This is a genomic window from Pseudomonas sp. KH_021 (assembly GCF_057838865.1).
Genome location: NZ_CM174477.1, coordinates 452,972 through 474,567, shown reverse-complemented (window position 1 = coordinate 474,567; position 21,596 = coordinate 452,972). Strand labels below are relative to the sequence as shown.

Annotated in this window: 18 protein-coding genes; 15 read left to right on the top strand and 3 right to left on the bottom strand. The window is 59.0% G+C overall.

The genetic code is table 11. The features are described from left to right. The first annotated feature begins 124 nt into the window (after nucleotides 1-124). From AC3IX4_RS02155 to AC3IX4_RS02105, 11 genes are all read left to right on the top strand, one after another. Nucleotides 125-2,908: an LPS-assembly protein LptD gene (locus tag AC3IX4_RS02155; protein WP_489259046.1), complete on the top strand. Its 2,784-nt coding sequence runs from the start codon at nucleotides 125-127 to the stop codon at nucleotides 2,906-2,908. Then, nucleotides 2,889-4,181 (top strand): peptidylprolyl isomerase SurA, encoded by a 1,293-nt coding sequence (gene surA / locus AC3IX4_RS02150; protein ID WP_489259045.1) that lies wholly within the window; start codon nucleotides 2,889-2,891, stop codon nucleotides 4,179-4,181. The genes AC3IX4_RS02155 and surA overlap by 20 nt, the downstream gene beginning before the upstream one ends. Next, the gene (gene pdxA, locus AC3IX4_RS02145; protein ID WP_489259044.1) at nucleotides 4,178-5,167 is read left to right on the top strand and encodes a 4-hydroxythreonine-4-phosphate dehydrogenase PdxA; all 990 of its coding nucleotides are present in this window, start codon (nucleotides 4,178-4,180) and stop codon (nucleotides 5,165-5,167) included. Before surA ends, pdxA begins: the two co-directional genes overlap by 4 nt. Continuing rightward, on the top strand, nucleotides 5,164-5,970 hold the full coding sequence (gene rsmA, locus AC3IX4_RS02140; protein WP_489259043.1) for a 16S rRNA (adenine(1518)-N(6)/adenine(1519)-N(6))-dimethyltransferase RsmA: 807 nt from the start codon (nucleotides 5,164-5,166) through the stop codon (nucleotides 5,968-5,970). The genes pdxA and rsmA overlap by 4 nt, the downstream gene beginning before the upstream one ends. Nucleotides 5,971-6,086: 116 nt before the next feature. Next, nucleotides 6,087-6,467 carry a Co2+/Mg2+ efflux protein ApaG gene (apaG, locus tag AC3IX4_RS02135; RefSeq protein WP_489259042.1) on the top strand — a complete coding sequence of 127 codons (381 nt, stop codon included), beginning with the start codon at nucleotides 6,087-6,089 and terminating at the stop codon, nucleotides 6,465-6,467. Further along, the gene (locus AC3IX4_RS02130) at nucleotides 6,467-7,324 is read left to right on the top strand and encodes a symmetrical bis(5'-nucleosyl)-tetraphosphatase (protein ID WP_489259041.1); all 858 of its coding nucleotides are present in this window, start codon (nucleotides 6,467-6,469) and stop codon (nucleotides 7,322-7,324) included. The genes apaG and AC3IX4_RS02130 overlap by 1 nt, the downstream gene beginning before the upstream one ends. A gap of 33 nt (nucleotides 7,325-7,357) precedes the next feature. Then, the gene (gene glpE, locus AC3IX4_RS02125; protein ID WP_489259040.1) at nucleotides 7,358-7,687 is read left to right on the top strand and encodes a thiosulfate sulfurtransferase GlpE; all 330 of its coding nucleotides are present in this window, start codon (nucleotides 7,358-7,360) and stop codon (nucleotides 7,685-7,687) included. Nucleotides 7,688-7,966: 279 nt separating this feature from the next. Beyond that, nucleotides 7,967-9,889, top strand: coding sequence for a PrkA family serine protein kinase (locus tag AC3IX4_RS02120; RefSeq protein ID WP_489259039.1), 1,923 nt, complete (start codon nucleotides 7,967-7,969; stop codon nucleotides 9,887-9,889). Nucleotides 9,890-10,099: 210 nt separating this feature from the next. After that, on the top strand, nucleotides 10,100-11,371 hold the full coding sequence (locus AC3IX4_RS02115; protein WP_489259038.1) for a YeaH/YhbH family protein: 1,272 nt from the start codon (nucleotides 10,100-10,102) through the stop codon (nucleotides 11,369-11,371). Continuing rightward, the gene (locus tag AC3IX4_RS02110; protein ID WP_489259037.1) at nucleotides 11,368-12,933 is read left to right on the top strand and encodes a SpoVR family protein; all 1,566 of its coding nucleotides are present in this window, start codon (nucleotides 11,368-11,370) and stop codon (nucleotides 12,931-12,933) included. Before AC3IX4_RS02115 ends, AC3IX4_RS02110 begins: the two co-directional genes overlap by 4 nt. Nucleotides 12,934-12,993: 60 nt before the next feature. Then, complete coding sequence (locus AC3IX4_RS02105; RefSeq protein WP_489259036.1) at nucleotides 12,994-14,217, top strand: multifunctional CCA addition/repair protein; 1,224 nt, start codon at nucleotides 12,994-12,996, stop codon at nucleotides 14,215-14,217. A 93-nt stretch (nucleotides 14,218-14,310) separates the two neighbouring features. On the opposite strand, the gene folK is transcribed toward AC3IX4_RS02105, so the two are convergent. Both folK and folB read right to left on the bottom strand, forming a co-directional pair. Further along, nucleotides 14,311-14,826, bottom strand: coding sequence for a 2-amino-4-hydroxy-6-hydroxymethyldihydropteridine diphosphokinase (gene folK / locus AC3IX4_RS02100; RefSeq protein ID WP_489259035.1), 516 nt, complete (start codon nucleotides 14,824-14,826; stop codon nucleotides 14,311-14,313). Then, nucleotides 14,817-15,173, bottom strand: a complete 357-nt coding sequence (gene folB / locus AC3IX4_RS02095; RefSeq protein ID WP_489259034.1) for a dihydroneopterin aldolase — start codon at nucleotides 15,171-15,173, stop codon at nucleotides 14,817-14,819. The genes folK and folB overlap by 10 nt, the downstream gene beginning before the upstream one ends. A 75-nt stretch (nucleotides 15,174-15,248) precedes the next feature. Here folB and plsY point away from each other — a divergent pair, with 75 nt between their 5' ends. Beyond that, nucleotides 15,249-15,818: a glycerol-3-phosphate 1-O-acyltransferase PlsY gene (gene plsY, locus AC3IX4_RS02090; protein WP_489259033.1), complete on the top strand. Its 570-nt coding sequence runs from the start codon at nucleotides 15,249-15,251 to the stop codon at nucleotides 15,816-15,818. 20 nt (nucleotides 15,819-15,838) lie between these two features. Here plsY and tsaD read toward each other — a convergent pair whose 3' ends face one another. Continuing rightward, nucleotides 15,839-16,864, bottom strand: coding sequence for a tRNA (adenosine(37)-N6)-threonylcarbamoyltransferase complex transferase subunit TsaD (gene tsaD, locus AC3IX4_RS02085; RefSeq protein WP_489259032.1), 1,026 nt, complete (start codon nucleotides 16,862-16,864; stop codon nucleotides 15,839-15,841). 199 nt (nucleotides 16,865-17,063) lie between these two features. On the opposite strand from tsaD, the gene rpsU reads away from it, so the two are divergent. The 3 genes from rpsU to rpoD all read left to right on the top strand — a co-directional run bounded on the left by rpsU (nucleotide 17,064) and on the right by rpoD (nucleotide 21,558). Continuing rightward, nucleotides 17,064-17,279 (top strand): 30S ribosomal protein S21, encoded by a 216-nt coding sequence (gene rpsU, locus AC3IX4_RS02080; protein WP_002551877.1) that lies wholly within the window; start codon nucleotides 17,064-17,066, stop codon nucleotides 17,277-17,279. Nucleotides 17,280-17,666: 387 nt separating this feature from the next. Then, nucleotides 17,667-19,646 carry a DNA primase gene (gene dnaG / locus AC3IX4_RS02075; RefSeq protein ID WP_489259031.1) on the top strand — a complete coding sequence of 660 codons (1,980 nt, stop codon included), beginning with the start codon at nucleotides 17,667-17,669 and terminating at the stop codon, nucleotides 19,644-19,646. A 67-nt stretch (nucleotides 19,647-19,713) separates the two neighbouring features. After that, entirely contained in the window at nucleotides 19,714-21,558 is a 1,845-nt protein-coding gene (rpoD, locus tag AC3IX4_RS02070) for an RNA polymerase sigma factor RpoD (RefSeq protein ID WP_489259030.1), read from the top strand. Nucleotides 21,559-21,596: the final 38 nt, after the last annotated feature.

Here is a 21,596-nt window from a genome sequence, read left to right as displayed (position 1 = left end):
GGTCTCCGACGGCGCTAGCCGTCAAGCGGGGCATGCTTTATTATCCAGCATCTTTATCAGACCATCGAGAGGCGTGCGGCCCCACACGCGGGCAGATGGCACGCAGGAAGCCCGGACAAATAAGATGGCATTGAATTCCCCCGCGTTTCGTAAAAAATTCCCGTTGCTGATCACTGGCAGTTTGCTAGCGATGCAACCCTTGGCCGTGCCATTCGTGGTCGCGGCGGAACAGTTTGACTGCCAAGTCTCTGCTTCCGGTGCCTGGGACTGCAAGCCCAAATCCAGCACTGCCGTATTGCCTCCTCGTCCCGTGCACAACGAAAGCGCCGCAAGCACCGCCAGCGAAACCGCTGAGCCGGGCAGTGAAACGGCCGTTGTTGCAGACCAAGGCCCTGCCCCGGTGCTGGTCACCCAAAGCAAAGGCCGCGCCTTGAAGTCGCGCAGCGCCGACTACAACCACCTGGACTGGGTCCCGCGGGACAAGCTCACCCCTGCCCAATTGGCCGAAACCGCTCCGTACTGCGCAGGCGCGTACGTCGAGCCGATCCGCCCGGGCATGGCCGATACCACACCGAAAGACGAAGCCCCGACCTTTATCGGTGCCAAGGCTTCGCGTTACGAGCAAGAGCAGCAGGTTGCCACCCTTGCCGGTGATGTCGTCATGCGCCAAGGCAGCATGCAGGTCGAGGCCGACGAGGCCAGCCTGCACCAGGCCGAAAACCGTGGCGAACTGAATGGCAACGTCAAGCTGCGCGACAACGGTGCGCTGGTCGTCGGCGATCATGCCGAAATCCAGCTCGACACCGGCGAAGCGAAGGTCGACAACGCCGAGTACGTGCTGCACAAGTCCAACACGCGCGGCAGCGCGCTGTACGCCAAGCGCTCTGAAAACGCCATCATCCGCCTCAAGGATGGTACGTACACCACGTGCGAACCAAACAGCAACGCCTGGCAGCTCAAGGGCAACAACATCACCTTGAACCCTGCCACCGGCTTCGGTACCGCGACCAACGCCACGCTGCGGGTCAAGGACATACCGATCTTCTACACCCCGTACATCTACTTCCCGATCGACGATCGTCGCCAGTCCGGTTTCCTGCCGCCGTCCATCGGCACCAGCAGCGACACCGGCTTTGCCTTGACCACGCCGTACTACTTCAACCTGGCGCCGAACTACGACGCCACGTTGTACCCGCAGTACATGGCCAAGCGCGGCCTGTTGATGGAAGGCGAGTTCCGCTACTTGACCCCGAGCAGCGAAGGCCAGTTCGGCGGCGCGTACCTGAACGACGAAGACGACGAGCGCAAGCTGCAGTCGGACTACGACAAGCAGCGCTGGATGCTCAACTGGCAGCACAAGGGCGGCCTGGATTCGCGCGTATTGACTGAAGTCGACTACACCGACATCAGCGACCCGTACTACTTCCAGGACCTGAAGACCGAACAGATCGGCATCGATACCAGCGACTACGTCAACCAGCAAGGTGCGGTCTCCTACCGCGGCGACTCCTACACCGCCCGGTTGAACGTGCAATCGCTCAAACTTGCCACGGTTTCGCAGATCACCCCGTACGACCGCCTGCCGCAGATCACTTTCAACGGTGCTCTGCCAGTGAATCCGGGCGGCCTGGACTTCAGCTACAACACCGAATTCGTGCGTTTCGACCGAGACCTGCGTACCGGCGACTACATCAACGATGAGGGCATTCCTGAAGTCCGCCTCGACAACAACGTGATCGGCCTGGCGCGCGCTAACGGCAACCGCACCAACCTCGAGCCGAAAGTCAGCTTGCCACTGGAATGGTCCTTCGGTTTCCTGAAGCCTTCGGTCAAGTACGTCTACACCAACTACGATCTTGATCTCGATCAACAGGGCCAAAACACCCTGCTGGCCGACGAGCAATTCAAAAGCTCTCAAAATCGTGGCCTCCCGGTGTACAGCATCGACAGCGGCCTGTACTTCGACCGCAGCACCCAGTGGTTTGGCACTGATTATCGCCAGACACTTGAGCCGCGCCTGTTCTACCTCTACGTACCGTATGAAGACCAGACCGATATCCCGATCTTCGACACCGCAGAGACGACCTTCAACTACGCGTCGCTGTTCCGCGACAACCGCTTCTATGGCACTGATCGCATCGGTGACGAGAACAAACTGTCGCTGGGCATCACCAACCGCTGGATTGAAGACAACGGCTTCGAACGTCAGCGTTTCAGCATCGGCCAAGCGGTGTACTTCCAGGATCGCAAGGTCCAGCTGCCTGGTATCGACTTCGCCACCCGCGACGATTCCCAGGCCAAAGTGTCGCCTTACGCCCTTGAATACGAATACCGTTTCAACCGCGACTGGCGCCTGAGCTCGGACTTCAACTGGGACCCGGACAGCCGCAGCACCCGTTCGGGCAGCGCGATGTTCCACTACCAGCCTGAAGACAACCCGAACAAGGTCGTCAACCTCGGTTACCGCTACCGTAACGACCTGGTCCGCTACGACTCCACGACCGGTAAATGGTCGGTGGGCGGTGGCGACTACGGCACGCCCGGTGATCCGAACTTCATCAAGGATTACTACAAGATCGAGCAACACGACTTTTCGGTCATCTGGCCGGTCGTACCGCAATGGAACGCGATTGCTCGCTGGCAGCATGACTACAACCGCAACCGTACACTGGAAGCCTTCGGTGGCTTCGAATATGACAGCTGCTGCTGGAAACTGCGCCTGATCAACCGTTACTGGGTCGACTATGACGAGTTCAGTCAATACGCGCCGCAGAACGAGAAAGGCGACCACGGCGTCTTCCTGCAAATCGTGCTCAAGGGCCTGGGTGGCATTACGGGCAACAAGGTCGAGGGCTTCCTCGACAAAGGCATTCAAGGTTATCGCACACGTGAAGATCAAGCTTACTGATTGTCTGCGCCCGCTGGTGTTGGGCGCGCTGTTGATGGGTTCCGCGGCACATGCCGCGGTGCAGTCCCTGGATAAGGTAGTGGCCATCGTCGATAACGACGTGGTCATGAAGAGCCAACTGGACCAGCGCGTCCATGAAGTTCAGCAAACCATCGCCAAGCGGGGCGCAAGCCAGCCACCGGCCGGAGTCCTGGAGCAGCAGGTACTGGAACGCCTGATCGTCGAGAACCTGCAATTGCAGATTGGCGAACGCTCAGGTATCCGCATTACCGACGAAGAGCTGAACCAGGCCATCGGCACCATTGCCCAGCGCAACAACATGACGGTGGCGCAGTTCCAAGCCGCCCTGGCCCGCGATGGCCTGTCGTACAACGATGCCCGCGATCAGGTCCGCCGTGAAATGATCATCAGCCGTGTCCGTCAGCGCCGGGTGGCCGAGCGCATCCAGGTCTCGGAGCAGGAAGTGAAGAACTTCCTCGCGTCCGACATGGGTAAAATGGCGCTGTCTGAAGAGTTCCGCCTGGCGAACATCCTGATCCCGACCCCGGAGAGCGCCAATTCCGACGCGATCCAGGCTGCCGCCAAGCAGGCCCAGGACGTCTACACCCAACTCAAGCAAGGCGCCGACTTCGCACAGATGGCGATCTCCCGCTCTGCCAGCGACAACGCACTGGAAGGCGGCGAAATGGGCTGGCGTAAAGCCGCCCAATTGCCGCCTCCTTTCGATCGCGAGCTGGCCTCGATGTCGGTGGGCAGTGTCATGCAGCCGGTTCGTACTCCCGGCGGCTTCATCATTCTGAAGCTGTTGGAAAAACGCGGTGCCGGTGCTCAGATGCGCGATGAAATCCATGTTCGCCACATCTTGATCAAGCCAAGCGAAATCCGTACCGAAGCAGAAACCAAGCTGTTGGCCGAACGTCTCTACGAGCGAATCCAGTCGGGTGAAGACTTTGCCACGCTGGCCAAAAGCTTCTCGGAAGACCCAGGCTCGGCACTCAACGGTGGCGACCTGAACTGGGTCGACCCGAACGCCCTGGTCCCAGAGTTCCGCGAAGTCATGGCCACCACGCGGCAAGGCGAACTGTCCAAACCGTTCAAGAGCCCTTATGGCTGGCACGTCCTGGAAGTCCTTGGCCGTCGCGCTACTGACAGCACCGACCAGGCACGCGAGCAGCAGGCCATGACGGTATTGCGTAACCGCAAATACGACGAAGAACTGCAAACCTGGCTCCGTCAGATCCGTGACGAGGCCTATGTGGAAATCAAGCCGTGACGTCCACGCGCTTTGCCCTGACACCCGGCGAACCCGCGGGCATCGGTCCTGACCTGTGCCTGCTGCTCGCCTCGCAATCCCAGCCTCATCCCCTGATTGCCATTACCAGCCGTGACCTGCTCGCCGAGCGGGCCACACAGCTGGGGGTGGCTGTCACCCTCCTGCCAGTCCTCCCCGACGCATTCCCCGACACACCCGCACCGGCGGGCAGCCTGTATGTCTGGGATACCCCTCTGGGTGCGCCGGTGGTCACGGGAACACTGGACACAGCCAATGCCGGCTTCGTCCTGGAAACCCTGACCCGCGCAGGCCTTGGCTGCCTGGACGGGCATTTTGCCGGGATGATCACCGCTCCCGTACACAAGGGCGTCATCAACGAAGGCGGCGTGGCGTTTTCCGGTCACACCGAATTCCTGGCGGAACTGACCCAAACAGAGCAAGTGGTGATGATGCTGGCCACAGGGGGCCTTCGAGTGGCCTTGGCAACCACCCACCTCCCCCTGCGAGAAGTCGCCGATGCCATCACTCCTGAGCTGCTGGAGCGAGTGACCCGCATCCTGCATGCGGATCTGAAACACAAGTTTGGCATTAGCCAACCGAGAATCCTGGTGTGTGGCCTTAATCCACATGCCGGCGAAGGCGGCCATCTGGGCCGCGAAGAAATCGACATCATTGAGCCGGCGCTGCAGCGCTTGCGCGGCGAAGGCATGGACCTTCGCGGCCCGCTGCCCGCCGACACCCTGTTTACCCCAAAATATCTGGAGCATTGCGACGCAGTGCTGGCGATGTACCACGACCAAGGTTTGCCTGTGCTCAAGTACAAAGGCTTTGGCGCCGCGGTCAATGTGACCCTGGGCCTGCCGATCATTCGTACTTCCGTCGACCACGGCACTGCCCTGGACCTGGCCGGCACCGGCCAGATCGACACCGGCAGCCTGCAGGTCGCGCTGGAAACCGCTTACCAGATGGCCGAGACCCGACTATGAACCAGCCGTACCAACACCGGGCGCGCAAGCGCTTCGGCCAGAACTTCCTGCACGACGCCGGCGTCATCGACCGTATCCTGCGCTCCATCCATGCCCGCCCAGGCGACCGTATGCTGGAAATCGGCCCAGGCCAAGGGGCACTGACCGAAGGCCTGCTGGGCAGCGGTGCGCAATTGGACGTCGTAGAGCTGGACAAGGACCTGGTGCCGATCCTGAACCAGCAGTTCGCTGGCAAAGACAACTTCCGTCTGCACCAGGGCGATGCCCTGAAATTCGATTTCAATACACTGGGCGCCGAGCCCGGCACGCTGCGAGTCGTGGGTAACCTGCCCTACAACATTTCGACCCCGCTGATCTTCCATTTGCTGAGCAACGCTCACCTGATCCGCGACATGCATTTCATGCTGCAAAAGGAAGTGGTCGAACGCCTGGCCGCAGGCCCTGGCGGCGGTGATTGGGGTCGCTTGTCGATCATGGTTCAGTACCACTGCCGGGTGGAGCATCTGTTCAACGTCGGGCCGGGCGCATTCAACCCGCCACCCAAAGTCGACTCGGCCATCGTTCGCCTGGTTCCCCATGAAGTATTGCCGCATCCGGCCAAGGATCATCGCCTGCTGGAGCGCATTGTTCGCGAGGCGTTCAACCAACGCCGCAAGACCCTGCGCAACACCCTCAAGGCCCTGCTCGACAGCAGCGCCATCGAGGCAGCCGGGGTAGATGGCAGCCTGCGTCCCGAACAACTGGACCTGGCAGCCTTCGTTCGCCTGGCCGACAAGCTCGCCGAACAACCTGCAGCCAACTGACGTATCGCGGGCCCGGGGCCGGCGAATGGCTTTGCGCTTTTCGCCCGTACCGAGCCCATCAACTAGACTGACCCCACCGCTCATTGACCCGCGCTCGCTTGAAAAAGGCCTCTTGAATGTCCGATCCCCGTTACCAGATCGACGTCAGCGTCGTCACCCGCTACCTGGCAGAACAATCGCAGCCCGAAGACAACCGCTTTGCCTTTGCCTACACCGTGACCGTGAAAAACAACGGTCTGCTCCCGGCCAAGCTGCTTTCGCGTCACTGGATCATCACCGACGGTGACGGCCATGTCGAAGAAGTGCGCGGCGCCGGGGTCGTCGGCCAGCAGCCACGGATCGAGGCTGGCAAGAGCCACACTTACAGCAGCGGGACAGTCATGACCACCCGGGTCGGCGCGATGCAGGGCAGCTACCAGATGGTGACGGACGACGGTATACAGTTCGACGCCATCATTGCCCCCTTCCGCCTCGCCGTACCCGGAGCGCTTCACTGATGGCGGCATACGCAGTCGGAGACCTACAGGGCTGCCTGCAACCGTTGAAGTGCCTGCTGGACCGCGTGCGATTCGATCCAGACAATGACCGGCTGTGGCTGGTGGGCGACTTGGTCAATCGCGGCCCCGAATCCCTTGAAACACTGCGTTTCCTGTACCGGATGCGCGATTCGCTGGTCTGCGTGCTCGGTAACCATGACCTGCATTTGCTGGCCGCCGGCCACAACATCGAACGCCTGAAAAAGAGCGACACCCTGCGCGAAATCCTGAACGCGCCGGATGCCCGTGAGCTGCTCGACTGGCTGCGTCAGCAAAAGCTCTTACATTACGATGAAAAGCGCCAGGCTGTTCTGGTGCATGCCGGCATACCGCCGCAGTGGAGCCTGAGCAAAGCCCAGCAGTTGGCGGCCGAGGTCGAAGAGGCGCTGCGCGATGACAACCGTCTCAAGCCCTACCTGGATGGCATGTACGGCAACGAGCCGAAAAAGTGGGACAAAGACCTCAAGGGTGTCACCCGCCTGCGAGTGATCACCAACTACTTCACTCGCATGCGCTTCTGCACGGCCGACGGCAAGCTTGATCTCAAGGGCAAGGAAGGCGCCGATACTGCCGCTCCCGGGTATGCCCCCTGGTTCCAGCACAAACAGCGCAAGACTCGTGGCCTGAAGATTATCTTCGGCCATTGGGCCGCCCTGGAAGGTCGCTGCGAAGAGCCCGGCATCTTCGCCCTGGACACCGGGTGCGTATGGGGCGGGTCCTTGACCTTGCTCAATGTCGATACCGGCGAACGACATGCCTGCGACTGCAGCGAAGGTGGTCATCTGGCACCTGCCCCCGTGCCTGGCACAACGCGCTAGAATGCCTCGTCAGCCCTAACAGGATCCCCGTTCATGACCGAATTCAAACGCATCCCTCCCGAGCAGGCCCAAGCCCTGCGCGAACAAGGTGCCGTCGTGGTCGATATTCGTGACCCACAGACCTACGCCAGCAAACACATCAGCGGCTCGTTTCACCTGGACAATCACTCGCTGCACGACTTCATTGCCAAGGCCGACCTGGACGCTCCGCTGGTAGTGGTCTGCTACCACGGAAACTCCAGCCAGAGCGCGGCCGCCTACTTGGTCAGCCAGGGCTTTTCGGACGTCTATAGCCTCGATGGCGGCTTCGAATTGTGGCGCACGACTTACCCTGCCGAAACGGTGGAAAGTAGCGCTGGATAAAAAATTTCATGTCGCCAAGCCCGCGTATCTCGCGGGCTGGCGCGTTCCTGACGAACGGTACGGGCGAAACTAGTGCCCAACTCTCCTTGACCTCTCAGATAACCAACTATCCTTAAGCCCAGGCCATCCAAAAAGGGGAGAGCCGGTACACCGGCGTGCGGGTCATCGGTAGGACTTTTAGGTGTTCTGGGGGGTTAACAGCATCCGGTTTTTTCCGGTTGTATGCCAGCATCAACTGCTGATCCGGCGTCGGCTCCACGTATCGAGCGAGGTGACGTCATGAGTATTTTTAGCCACTTCCAACAACGTTTCGAATCCACCCGCCAGGAAGAGCTATCGCTGCAGGAGTATCTGGAACTCTGCAAAAAGGATCGCAGCGCCTACGTCTCTGCGGCAGAACGCCTGCTAATCGCGATCGGCGAACCGGAGTTGCTCGACACGTCTACCAATTCCAGGTTGTCGCGCATCTTCTCCAACAAGGTCATCCGGCGCTATCCAGCGTTCGAGGATTTCCACGGCATGGAGGAATGCATCGACCAGATCGTTTCCTACTTCCGCCATGCTGCCCAAGGCCTGGAAGAGAAGAAGCAGATCCTCTACCTGCTGGGCCCGGTGGGCGGCGGTAAATCATCCCTGGCCGAGAAGCTCAAGCAACTGATGGAGAAGGTACCCTTCTATGCCATCAAGGGCTCTCCGGTCTTCGAATCGCCACTGGGGCTGTTCAACGCCAATGAAGATGGCGCAATCCTGGAAGAGGACTTCGGGATTCCGCAGCGCTACCTCAGCACCATCATGTCGCCTTGGGCCACCAAGCGCCTGGCCGAATTTGGTGGCGACATCAGCCAGTTCCGGGTGGTCAAACTCTACCCCTCGATCCTCAATCAGATTGCTGTGGCCAAAACCGAGCCAGGCGATGAAAACAACCAGGACATCTCCGCACTGGTCGGTAAGGTCGATATCCGCAAGCTCGAGGAGTTCCCACAGAACGACGCCGATGCCTATAGCTATTCGGGCGCACTCTGCCGGGCCAACCAGGGCCTGATGGAATTCGTCGAGATGTTCAAGGCCCCGATCAAAGTCCTGCACCCGTTGCTGACAGCCACTCAAGAAGGCAACTACAACAGTACCGAAGGCCTGGGCGCCATTCCCTTCACCGGGATACTGCTGGCCCACTCCAACGAATCGGAATGGCACAGCTTCCGTAACAACAAGAACAACGAGGCGTTCATCGACCGGATCTATATCGTCAAGGTGCCGTATTGCCTGCGCGTCAGCGACGAAGTGAAGATCTACGACAAGCTTCTGTTCAATAGCTCGCTGGCCAGGGCGCATTGCGCTCCCGACACCCTCAAGATGCTGGCACAGTTCACCGTGCTCTCGCGCCTGAAGGAGCCAGAGAACTCGAATATCTACTCCAAGATGCGCGTCTACGACGGCGAGAACCTCAAGGATACCGATCCAAAGGCCAAGTCGATTCAGGAATACCGCGACAGCGCAGGTGTCGATGAAGGCATGAACGGCCTCTCTACCCGGTTCGCGTTCAAGATCCTCTCCAAGGTCTTCAACTTCGACCCGCACGAGATCGCCGCCAACCCGGTTCACTTGCTCTATGTGCTGGAACAACAGATCGAACAAGAGCAGTTCCCGGCGGAAGTTCGCGAACGCTACCTGCGCTACCTGAAGGAGTACCTGGCACCGCGCTACATTGAGTTCATCGGCAAGGAAATCCAGACGGCCTACCTTGAGTCCTACAGCGAGTACGGCCAAAACATCTTCGACCGCTACGTGCTGTACGCAGATTTCTGGATCCAGGACCAGGAGTACCGCGACCCGGAAACCGGCGAAATCCTCAATCGCATCGCGCTCAACGAAGAACTGGAAAAAATCGAGAAGCCGGCAGGGATCAGCAACCCCAAAGACTTCCGCAACGAGATCGTCAACTTTGTGCTGCGAGCTCGCGCCAATAACAATGGCAAGAACCCAACTTGGCTCAGTTACGAGAAACTGCGGGTGGTCATCGAGAAGAAAATGTTCTCGAACACAGAAGATCTGCTGCCTGTCATCAGCTTCAACGCCAAAGCCAGCAAAGAGGACCAGCAAAAACACAACGACTTCGTCACTCGGATGGTGGAGCGCGGCTACACAGACAAGCAAGTCCGTCTCCTTTCGGAATGGTACCTGCGGGTCAGAAAATCCCAGTAATCCGCTACCGGAAGAACCGGTTGTCGTTAGCCCGGAGCCTGTGGCAGCAATTTCTGCTACACAGGCTCAAGGGAGGTGTTTGAAAAAAGCGGCGGCGAGGCTTTGGCGATGCACACATGATTCGAGGCGCCCTGGCTTGGGTGTCCCGGTCCATCCTGCCCAGCATCGGCCCGTTCGACCCTTTTTCAAGACAGCTTCTAAGGAGCAGTCATGAGCTATGTGATCGACCGACGTCTCAATGGCAAGAACAAGAGCACGGTGAACCGCCAGCGTTTTCTGCGGCGCTACCGTGATCACATCAAGAAAGCTGTTGAAGAAGCAGTAAGTCGCCGCTCCATCACCGATATGGAGCATGGCGAGCAGATCAGTATTCCCGGCCGCGATATCGACGAGCCGGTGCTTCACCATGGCCGCGGGGGCAAGCAAACCGTTGTGCACCCGGGCAACAAGGAATTCACCGCTGGCGAGCACATCGCCCGCCCCCCTGGCGGGGGTGGCGGCCGAGGCCCAGGCAAGGCCGGCAACTCTGGTGAAGGGATGGACGAATTCGTCTTCCAGATCACCCAGGAAGAATTTCTCGAATTCATGTTCGAGGACCTGGAGCTGCCCAACCTTGTCAAGCGCAACCTGACCGGCACTGACACCTACAAGACCGTTCGCGCCGGCATCAGCAACGAAGGCAACCCTTCGCGGATCAACATCATTCGAACACTGCGCTCGGCTCATGCCCGCCGCATTGCCCTGTCCGGCAGCAGCCGAGGCAAATTGCGCCTTGCGCAAGAAGAGCTTGCTCGCCTAAAACGCGAAGAACCCGACAACTTCGGCGATATCCAGGAAATTGAAGCGGAAATCGAACGGCTGCGGGCGCGTATTTACCGCGTGCCTTTCCTCGACACTTTTGACTTGAAGTACAACCTGCTGATCAAGCAGCCCAACCCCAGCTCCAAAGCGGTGATGTTTTGCCTGATGGACGTATCTGGGTCCATGACCCAGGCCACCAAAGACATCGCCAAGCGATTCTTCATCCTGTTGTACCTGTTCCTCAAGCGCAACTATGACCGCATCGAGGTGGTATTTATTCGCCACCACACCAGCGCGCGCGAGGTGGACGAAGAAGAGTTTTTCTATTCACGGGAAACCGGCGGCACCATTGTCTCCAGTGCCTTGAAGTTGATGCAGGAGATCATGGCCGCGCGCTACCCCACCCATGAATGGAATATTTATGCGGCGCAGGCCTCCGACGGCGACAACTGGAACGATGACTCACCCATTTGCCGCGAGATCCTGTCCAAGCAGATCATGCCGTTCGTCCAGTACTACACTTACGTCGAGATCACTCCGCGCGAACATCAGGCGCTATGGTTTGAGTATGAACGCATTGGCGAGGCCTTTGCCGAGACCTTCGCCCAACAGCAATTGGTAACGGCCGGTGATATCTATCCGGTCTTCCGTGAACTCTTCCAGCGTAGGTTAGCCACATGAACGCCCGAGAGCAGCACAAGCGCCAACCCATTTCCACGGGTTCGGAGTGGACCTTCGAGCTCATCCAGGCCTATGACAGGGAGATCAGCCGCCTCGCCGACCGCTATGCGCTAGACACCTATCCGAACCAGATAGAAGTCATTACTGCCGAACAGATGATGGACGCCTATGCGTCAGTCGGCATGCCCCTGGGCTACCATCACTGGTCTTATGGCAAGCACTTCCTGAGCACAGAAAAGTCCTACAGCCGCGGCCAGATGGGTCTGGCGTACGAAATCGTGATCAACTCAGACCCTTGCATTGCCTACCTGATGGAAGAAAACACCATCTGTATGCAAGCGCTGGTGGTTGCCCATGCCTGCTACGGGCACAACAGTTTCTTCAAAGGCAATTACCTGTTCCGCACCTGGACCGACGCCAGCTCGATCATCGATTACCTGGTGTTCGCCAAGCAGTACATTTCCCAATGCGAGGAGCGCCACGGGATTGATGCCGTGGAAGACTTACTCGACTCCTGCCATGCCCTCATGAACTACGGTGTAGACCGCTACAAGCGCCCCTATCCGATTTCTGCAGAAGAAGAGCGGCGTCGCCAGAAAGACCGCGAAGAGCACCTGCAAAAGCAAATCAACGACCTTTGGCGCACCATTCCCAAGAGCGCCGGCAAGGGCGGTGACCGCGATAACGCGCGGTTCCCGGCTGAGCCTCAGGAAAACATCCTCTATTTCATCGAGAAACATGCTCCGCTGCTCGAACCCTGGCAGCGGGAGATCGTGCGGATCGTTCGCAAGATCGCCCAGTACTTTTATCCACAACGCCAGACCCAGGTGATGAACGAAGGCTGGGCGACCTTCTGGCACTACACCCTGATGAACGACCTTTACGACGAAGGCCTGGTTACCGACGGCTTTATGATGGAGTTCCTCCAGTCGCACACCAGCGTTGTCTATCAACCAGGCTTCGACAGCCCCTACTACAGCGGCATCAACCCTTATACCCTTGGCTTTTCCATGTACCGGGACATTCGCCGGATATGCGAAGAGCCGACTGATGAAGATCGCCACTGGTTCCCGGAAATAGCCGGCAGCGACTGGTTATCGACGATAAAATTTGCGATGAGCAGCTTCAAGGACGAGAGTTTCATCCTGCAGTATCTGTCACCCAAGGTGATACGCGACCTCAAGCTGTTCAGCATCCTGGATGACGATCAGCGCGATGATCTGTTGGTGCCAGCCATCCATGATGAACCCGGGTATCGGATCATCCGCGAGACACTGGCAGCGCAATACAACCTGGGAAACCGCGAACCGAACATACAGATCTGGAGCATCGACCGTCGCGGCGACCGCTCGCTCACTCTGCGCCATCAACAACACGACCGCAAACCCCTGGGTGATTCAACCGACGAGGTCCTCAAGCACCTGCATCGCCTCTGGGGCTTCGATATCCACCTGGAAACCCTGCAGGGTGACCAAGTCATGAAGGTTCACCACGTCCCCCCAAAGGCTGAACACGGCGATGGCGACTATGGCCGCCTCGATCTCACCGTGGTCCATCTCTAAGCCATGGTCTGCCTCCGTTGACGGGTAACAGGTATCCTGTCCCGTCAACGGAGGTATTACATGCAGATCTATAAAGTCGGCGGCGCAGTCCGCGATCGACTACTCGGCCTACCTGTAACGGATATCGATCGGGTGGTGGTTGGCGCCACGGTCGAACAGATGCAGGCGCTGGGCTATCGTCCGGTGGGGGCAGATTTCCCGGTGTTTCTCCACCCGCAAACCGGCGAGGAATATGCACTGGCACGTACCGAGCGCAAAAGCGGGCGCGGCTACGGCGGCTTCGTCTTTCACGCCAGCCCCGATGTCACCCTTGAAGAAGATCTGATCCGTCGCGACCTGACCATCAATGCCATGGCCGAAGATGATGACGGGCGGATTACCGACCCCTATCACGGCCAAGAAGACCTCAAAGCCCGGCTTCTTCGCCATGTTTCACCGGCATTTGCCGAAGATCCACTACGGGTCTTGCGTGTCGCGCGCTTTGCTGCCCGCTATGCCGCGCTAGGCTTCACGATCGCCCCGCAAACCCTTGAGCTGATGCGCCAATTGAGCGAATCGGGCGAGCTGCAGTCACTGACAGCAGAGCGTAGCTGGAAGGAAATTTCCCGCGCCCTGATGGAAGACCATCCCGAGGTATTCGTACAGGTCCTGCGCGACTGCGGCGCCCTCAAGGAACTGATGCCAGAAGTCGATGCCTTGTTCGGAGTGCCTCAGCCCCCAGCCCACCATCCCGAGGTCGATACAGGGATTCATACCCTGGCAGTACTGCAACAAGCAGCCCGTCACGGATTGGCGCTGAGCGTGCGCTGGGCCTGCCTGACACATGATCTGGGTAAAGGCCTGACACCCAGCGACCAGTGGCCTCGCCACATCGCCCACGAGCAACGCGGCCTGAAACTGATCAAGGCCATCAACGAGCGCTTCAAGGTGCCAAGGGACTGCCAGGAATTGGCGTTATTGGTCGGTCAATATCACACCCATGGGCATCGAGCACTGGAACTGAAGGCGGCGACGCTGCTCGAACTGCTGCAAAGCTTCGACGTCTATCGACGCCCACAGCGTTTTGATGAATTCGTAGCAGCCTGCGAGATGGATGCACGGGGTAGAACCGGCTTTGAAGATCGAGATTATCCACAGGCTGCCTACCTGCGTGGCGCTGCCGAGGTAGCCCGGTCAGTGGGGGTGCAACCGCTGATTGAGCAGGGCCTGACCGGCAAGGACCTGGGCGAGGGCCTGAAGCTTGCGCGCCTGGAAGCGCTGCAAAGCTACAAAGACAAATCGTAATGGGGTAGGAGCCGGCTTTAGCCGCGATGAATGCACCGCGGTTTACCTGATATACAGCGGCGCGTTCATCGCAGCCAAGGCTGGCTCCTACACTTAAAGTTTTCCAGGCGTCAATTGCTGCCCACGCCACTCGAATGGGAACGGCGCCAGCACCTGATCAATCTCGGCCTCGACCCACAAATCGCTGAAAGACTTGCCCACACCCGGATGCAGCATTTGCGGCGCGATCAGCGACAATGGCCACAATACGAAAGCATTTTTCAGAATTTCGGCACGCGGCAACACCAACCCATCGAAGTTGCCCACCTGATCGGCATACAACAATACGTCGATATCCAGCGGCAGCCCCTTGCGTTCCGGGGCGTAGCGGCCGTTGTCGGCCTCGATGAACTTCAAGCGACGGTCCAGCTCCATCAGCGGTAGCGAAGTCAGCCCAGTCACCACCAGATTCAGGAAGGGCCCACTCTTGATTCCCACGGGTTGGCTTTCAAATACGGGAGAGCACTGCATGTCTTCCAGAAACCCGGCCAACGCATCAAGACCCGCACACAGGTGCGCGTCGCGCTCGATATTGCTGCCGAGCCCAAGATAAACCCTGGTCAGAGACATCCGCGCTCGATCTCCACGCCAACACCACCCTTGGCTGCCGGTATAGCGCCAGGCTTGGTCAGTTTCAGGCGCATCCAGGGAATCTGGAATTCGCTCATCAGGACCTCGGCCAGGCGCTCTGCAAACGTCTCCACCAACTCGAACTGAGCCTGATCGGCAAATGCCTGTATCCGGCTGGATACGCTGGCATAGTCGAGCGCCAGGGTCAGGTCATCGCCGGCAGCGGCCGGGCGATTGTCCCAGGCAAAACTCAGGTCCAGACGCAGGCATTGACGAATCCCGCGCTCCCAGTCGTAGGCACCGATCACGGTATCGACCTCAAGACCCTCGATAAACACTCTGTCCAAGCACTTCTCTCCGCAGCACGACAAGGGCGCATTGCGCCGTTAGAATCAGGGGCGTCCTTGCCCGGAATAGTTAGCATGTTTTGGTTACTGGCGATATCCGCCTACCTGCTCGGCTCGCTGTCCTTTGCCATCGTCCTCAGCCGCCTGACCGGTACTCCCGACCCACGCATGAGCGGCTCGGGGAATGCGGGTGCAACCAACATGTTGCGCCTGGCCGGAAAAAAACTGGCCATCCTTACCTTGCTCGGCGACCTGTGCAAGGGCTTGCTGCCTATCTTCGCGGCGGTCATGGCCGGGCTTTCGCTGCAACAGCAGGCCTGGATCGGCGTCTATGCAGTGCTCGGCCATCTGTTCCCGATCTATTTCCGCTTCCGCGGCGGCAAAGGCGTAGCCACCGCCGCAGGCGTACTGCTGGGGCTGTATCCTCCTGCCGCGCTGCTGGCCATCGGTGCCTGGCTGCTCACCTTCTACCTGACCCGGACCAGCTCCTTGGCAGCCCTGATCGCAACACCACTCACCCTGCCGCTGTTCGCTTGGCAAAAACCCGAGGCGCTGCTGGCGATGAGCATTCTGACCCTGCTCATCGTCTGGCGTCACCGCGGCAATCTACGCGACCTGTTTGCCGGGCGCGAACGGCATTTTTGAATCTGCCCCATGAGTCGCACTCATAGTGGCGGCAACTGCTCCATAGGCCAACGCGCCTGCACACTGATCGCCAGGCTTTCGTGCTGGCCGACCAGCAAACGCTGGCAACCGGCAAAAGCGATCATGGCGCCATTATCGGTACAGAACTCAGGACGGGCGTAGTACACGTTGCCCTTGAATTCACCGAGCATCTTCTCCAGCGATTCACGCAATGCCGTGTTGGCACTCACGCCACCAGCGATTACCAGGCGCTTGAGCCCGGTCTGCTTGAGGGCGCGCCGACACTTGATGGTCAGAGTCTCCACCACCGCCTGCTGGAACGCCAGAGAGATGTCGCAACGGGTCTGTTCGCCGTCGTCTCCAGCCGCCTTGCACTGCTGCCAGGTATTGAGGGCAAAGGTTTTCAGACCGCTGAAGCTCAAATCCAGGCCAGGGCGATCGGTCATCGGCCGAGGAAACACGAAGCGCCCCGGTACACCCTGAGTCGCCAGCCGGGCAATTTCCGGCCCACCCGGATAATTGAGGCCGATCAGCTTGGCCGTCTTGTCGAAGGCCTCACCGGCGGCATCGTCCAGGGTTTCGCCCAACAGCTGGTATTGGCCAATGCCATCGACCCGAACCAGCTGCGTATGGCCACCGGAAACCAACAAAGCGACGAACGGAAATTCTGGTGGTTGCGCTTCCAGCATCGGAGCCAACAAATGGCCTTCCATGTGGTGCACACCCAGCGCAGGAATGTCCCAGGCGAACGCCAATGCCTGGGCGCAGGAAGCCCCCACCAACAGGGCACCTACAAGGCCCGGGCCCGCGGTGTAGGCGATGGCATCGATTTCTGTGGCGGCACAGTCCGCCTGCGCCAATACCTGGCGGATCAAGGGCAGCATGCGCTTGACGTGATCGCGCGAGGCAAGCTCGGGAACGACGCCGCCATAGACACGGTGCAGGTCGATCTGGCTGAATAATGCATCAGCCAGCAGACCGCGCTCGCTGTCATATAAAGCGACGCCGGTTTCATCGCAGGATGTTTCCAATCCCAGTACTAACATGGGTCTACGCCTTGTCGAGGCTCAATTCGAAGGCGCGAATAATAGTCGTCGCGTACCGAGGCGACCAGCGGTTTTCGATCAGAGGCTTTGCATTCCTGCCGACTAGGGGTTAACATCCGCAACCCTTAAAACCGACGTACTCCAGCGCACATAATTGCCAAGAGACGTTGATCCCGGTAATGAATGAAGGTAGCTCTGGATGCCAGCCGTCAAAGTTAAAGAGAACGAACCCTTCGACGTAGCTCTGCGTCGTTTCAAGCGCTCCTGCGAAAAAGCCGGTGTTCTGGCTGAAGTTCGTAGCCGCGAATTTTACGAGAAGCCGACTTCTGAGCGTAAGCGCAAGGCAGCAGCCGCTGTCAAACGTCACGCCAAGAAGGTTCAGCGCGAACAGCGCCGCGCCGTTCGTCTGTATTAATTTACAGGCGTCTGTCGCAAGCTTCTGCCTTGCCCGGCCTAACAGCCGGGCTGCTGGCAGTTGCAGCTGAAGTTTCAACCTCATGCCTTCTGGCACGAGGATGTTCCGAATGCTTCGGCATTTCGAAACATACCTGCCCAAAGCGTCAGAACTGGCATCTTTGCCAGGTGCGCGTCGACACTGACGAGCCTTAACCGGCTACAGACGAGCACACCCCAACCTTCCCTCCGGAAGGCTCAGACAAGTCCATAGATTTTTTTCCTCATTCGACTTCAGCCAAGGCTGACCTCGGATGCGACGTCGTTGCTATCGCACAAGCGATACACTTGAATCCAATGCGTTGTCGGCCCCCACCGCACAGCGTTGTCGCCTGATGATGAGAGCACCATGGCAGGGCTGATTCCCCAAGGTTTTATCGACGACCTACTGAACCGCACCGACATCGTCGATGTGGTGACGTCCCGCGTCCAGATGAAAAAAGCCGGCAAGAACTACACCGCCTGCTGCCCGTTTCATAAAGAAAAAACGCCTTCTTTCAGCGTCAGCCCCGACAAGCAGTTCTATTACTGCTTCGGCTGCGGCGCGGGCGGTAACGCCCTGGGCTTTATCATGGACCACGACAACCTGGATTTCCCCCAGGCGGTCGAGGAACTGGCCAAGGCGGCTGGCATGGAGGTACCCCGCGAAGAGAGCGGGCGCAGCCACAAGCCACGCCAGCCCACCGATTCACCGCTCTACCCGCTGCTTGAGGCCGCCGCCGAGTTTTATCGCCAGGCACTGAAAAGCCACCCGACTCGCAAGTCAGCGGTCGAATACCTCAAGGGCCGCGGCCTGTCTGGGGAGATCGCGCGCGACTTCGGACTGGGCTTTGCACCGCCTGGCTGGGACAACCTGTTCAAGCACCTGAGCAGCGATACCCTGCAGCAAAAGGCGATGATCGATGCCGGCCTGCTGATCGAGAACGCTGAGTCCGGCAAGCGCTACGACCGCTTCCGTGACCGGGTCATGTTCCCGATTCGCGACAGTCGAGGTCGAGTGATCGCCTTTGGTGGACGTGTGCTGGGCGACGACAAACCCAAGTACCTGAACTCCCCGGAGACCCCGGTGTTTCACAAGGGCCAGGAACTTTACGGCCTGTTCGAAGCCCGCAAGTTCAACCGCAACCTTGATGAAATCATTGTGGTTGAGGGCTATATGGACGTCATCGCCCTGGCCCAGCAAGGTTTACGCAATGCGGTGGCAACGCTAGGTACCGCGACCAGTGAGGAGCACCTCAAGCGCCTGTTCCGGGTCGTGCCCAGCGTGCTGTTCTGTTTTGACGGCGACCAGGCTGGTCGTAATGCCGCCTGGCGCGCACTGGAGGCCACCCTGTCGAGCCTCCAGGACGGTCGCAAGGCAAGGTTTTTGTTTCTGCCCGAAGGCGAGGACCCAGATACCCTGGTTCGCGCCGAAGGCACCGATGCTTTCCGAGCCCGTATCAACCAGCATGCTCAGCCGCTGGCCGACTACTTCTTCCAGCAATTGACTGAAGAAGCTGACCCCCGCTCGCTGGAAGGCAAGGCCCATATGGCCACGCTGGCAGCACCGTTGATCGATAAAGTCCCGGGCGCCAACCTGCGGACTTTAATGCGCAACCGGCTGAAGGAAATAACGGGACTCAGCAATGAGGACATGAATCAGCTGGCGCATTCACCTCACAGTGAAGCCCCCCCAAGCTATGACCCGTCCATCGATTACAACGCAGTAGCGGATTTCACACCCGACTACAGCGACTACCACCATCAGGATGCTTATCAGCCTGCCCAGCAGGAATGGGCCCCCAAGGGTGGACAGAAAAAGTTTGAAGGCAAACCCTGGGACAAAAAGGGCAAGCCGTGGGATCGCAACGGTAAGCGCCAGGACTTCCAACCGCGCGCACCAAGGGTTCCCACCAGCGTAGAGCCGCCGACCCTGAGCGCTTTGCGCACCTTGTTGCATCACCCGCAACTGGCCGGCAAAGTCGAAGATGCCAGTCATTTTGCCGACGAAGAGCATGTCTACGCTCAGTTGTTGGTGGCACTGCTCGAAGCCCTGCAAAAGAATCCTGGGCTACGCTCATTACAGCTGATTGCGCGCTGGCACGGCACCGAACAAGGTCGATTGCTACGCGCACTGGCAGAAAAGGAATGGTTGATCGATGCCGACAACCTTGAACAACAGTTTTTCGACACTATAACTAGCTTGTCTGCTCGCCAACGCGAGCGAATCCTGGAACATCTGCTCAGGAAAGCACGTCAAAGTGAACTGAGTGCAGAGGAAAAAAATCAGCTGCGCGACCTTCTTAGCAGGAATGTTCCCGCACAAACCCCGACCTCAACTGGCGCGTGAGGTCCATGCTCGGGTATAATCCTCGGCTTGTTTTTTGCCCGCCAAGACCTTCAGTGGATAGGGTGTTATGTCCGGAAAAGCGCAACAGCAGTCTCGCCTCAAAGAGTTGATCGCCCGTGGTCGTGAGCAGGGTTACCTGACTTACGCGGAGGTCAACGACCACCTGCCGGAGGATATTTCAGATCCGGAACAGGTGGAAGACATCATCCGCATGATCAATGACATGGGGATCAACGTATTCGAGAGTGCTCCGGATGCGGATGCCCTTTTGTTGGCCGAAGCCGACACCGACGAAGCAGCCGCGGAAGAAGCGGCTGCAGCGTTGGCGGCCGTGGAGACCGACATCGGCCGCACGACCGACCCGGTACGCATGTATATGCGTGAAATGGGTACGGTGGAGTTGCTGACCCGCGAAGGCGAAATCGAAATCGCCAAGCGTATCGAGGAAGGCATCCGTGAAGTGATGGGCGCAATTGCGCACTTCCCCGGCACGGTCGAGCACATCCTCAGCGAATACGATCGCGTAACCAGCGAAGGCGGTCGGCTGTCCGACGTCCTGAGCGGTTACATTGATCCGGACGACGGCATTGCGCCGCCGGCCGAAGTACCACCGCCTGTTGATACCAAGGCGGCCGTTGCTGAAGAAAAAGACGACGAAGAAGAAGAAAGCGACAGCGACGACGAGGAAGAGGCTGAAAGTGGCCCGGACCCAGTCATCGCAGCGCAGCGCTTCGGCGCAGTCGCCGAGCAACTTGAAGCCACCGTCAAGGTCCTCAAGAAGCACGGTCGCGCCAGCAAGCAAGGCATCGCCGAGATGCTGCTGCTCGCTGAACTCTTCATGCCGATCAAGCTGGTACCCAAGCAGTTCGAAGGCCTGGTAGAGCGTGTTCGTAGCGCACTGGAGCGCCTGCGTGCTCAAGAACGCGCAATCATGCAGCTGTGCGTTCGCGATGCACGTATGCCACGGGCAGACTTTTTACGCCTGTTCCCAAGCAATGAAGTCGACGTGACCTGGAGCGGTGACCTCTCCAAGCGCAGCACCAAGTGGGCCGAAGCACTGGGCCGCCTGGATGCCGACATCGTTCGATGCCAGCAGAAGCTGATCGCGCTGCAAGATGAAACCGGTCTGACGATCGCCGAGATCAAGGACATCAACCGTCGCCTGTCGATCGGTGAGGCCAAGGCCCGCCGCGCGAAAAAGGAAATGGTTGAAGCGAACTTGCGTCTGGTGATCTCCATCGCCAAGAAGTACACCAACCGTGGCCTGCAATTCCTCGATCTGATCCAGGAAGGCAACATCGGCTTGATGAAAGCGGTGGACAAGTTCGAATACCGTCGCGGCTACAAGTTCTCGACCTACGCCACCTGGTGGATTCGTCAGGCGATCACCCGGTCCATCGCGGACCAGGCACGCACCATCCGTATTCCGGTGCACATGATCGAGACGATCAACAAGCTCAACCGTATTTCCCGCCAGATGCTGCAGGAAATGGGGCGTGAGCCGACGCCAGAAGAGTTGGGCGAGCGCATGGAAATGCCTGAGGACAAGATCCGCAAGGTATTGAAGATCGCTAAAGAGCCGATCTCCATGGAAACCCCGATCGGCGATGACGAAGATTCGCACCTGGGCGACTTCATCGAAGACTCGACCATGCAGTCGCCAATCGATGTCGCCACGGTTGAAAGCCTCAAGGAAGCCACGCGTGACGTGCTTTCTGGGCTGACTGCTCGTGAAGCCAAGGTCCTGCGGATGCGTTTCGGTATCGACATGAACACCGATCACACCCTCGAAGAGGTCGGCAAGCAGTTTGATGTAACCCGCGAGCGGATTCGTCAGATCGAAGCCAAGGCGCTGCGCAAGCTGCGCCACCCGACGAGAAGCGAGCACCTGCGCTCCTTCCTCGACGAGTGATACACCAGAACCCCCGGCCTTGCCGGGGGTTCTGCGTT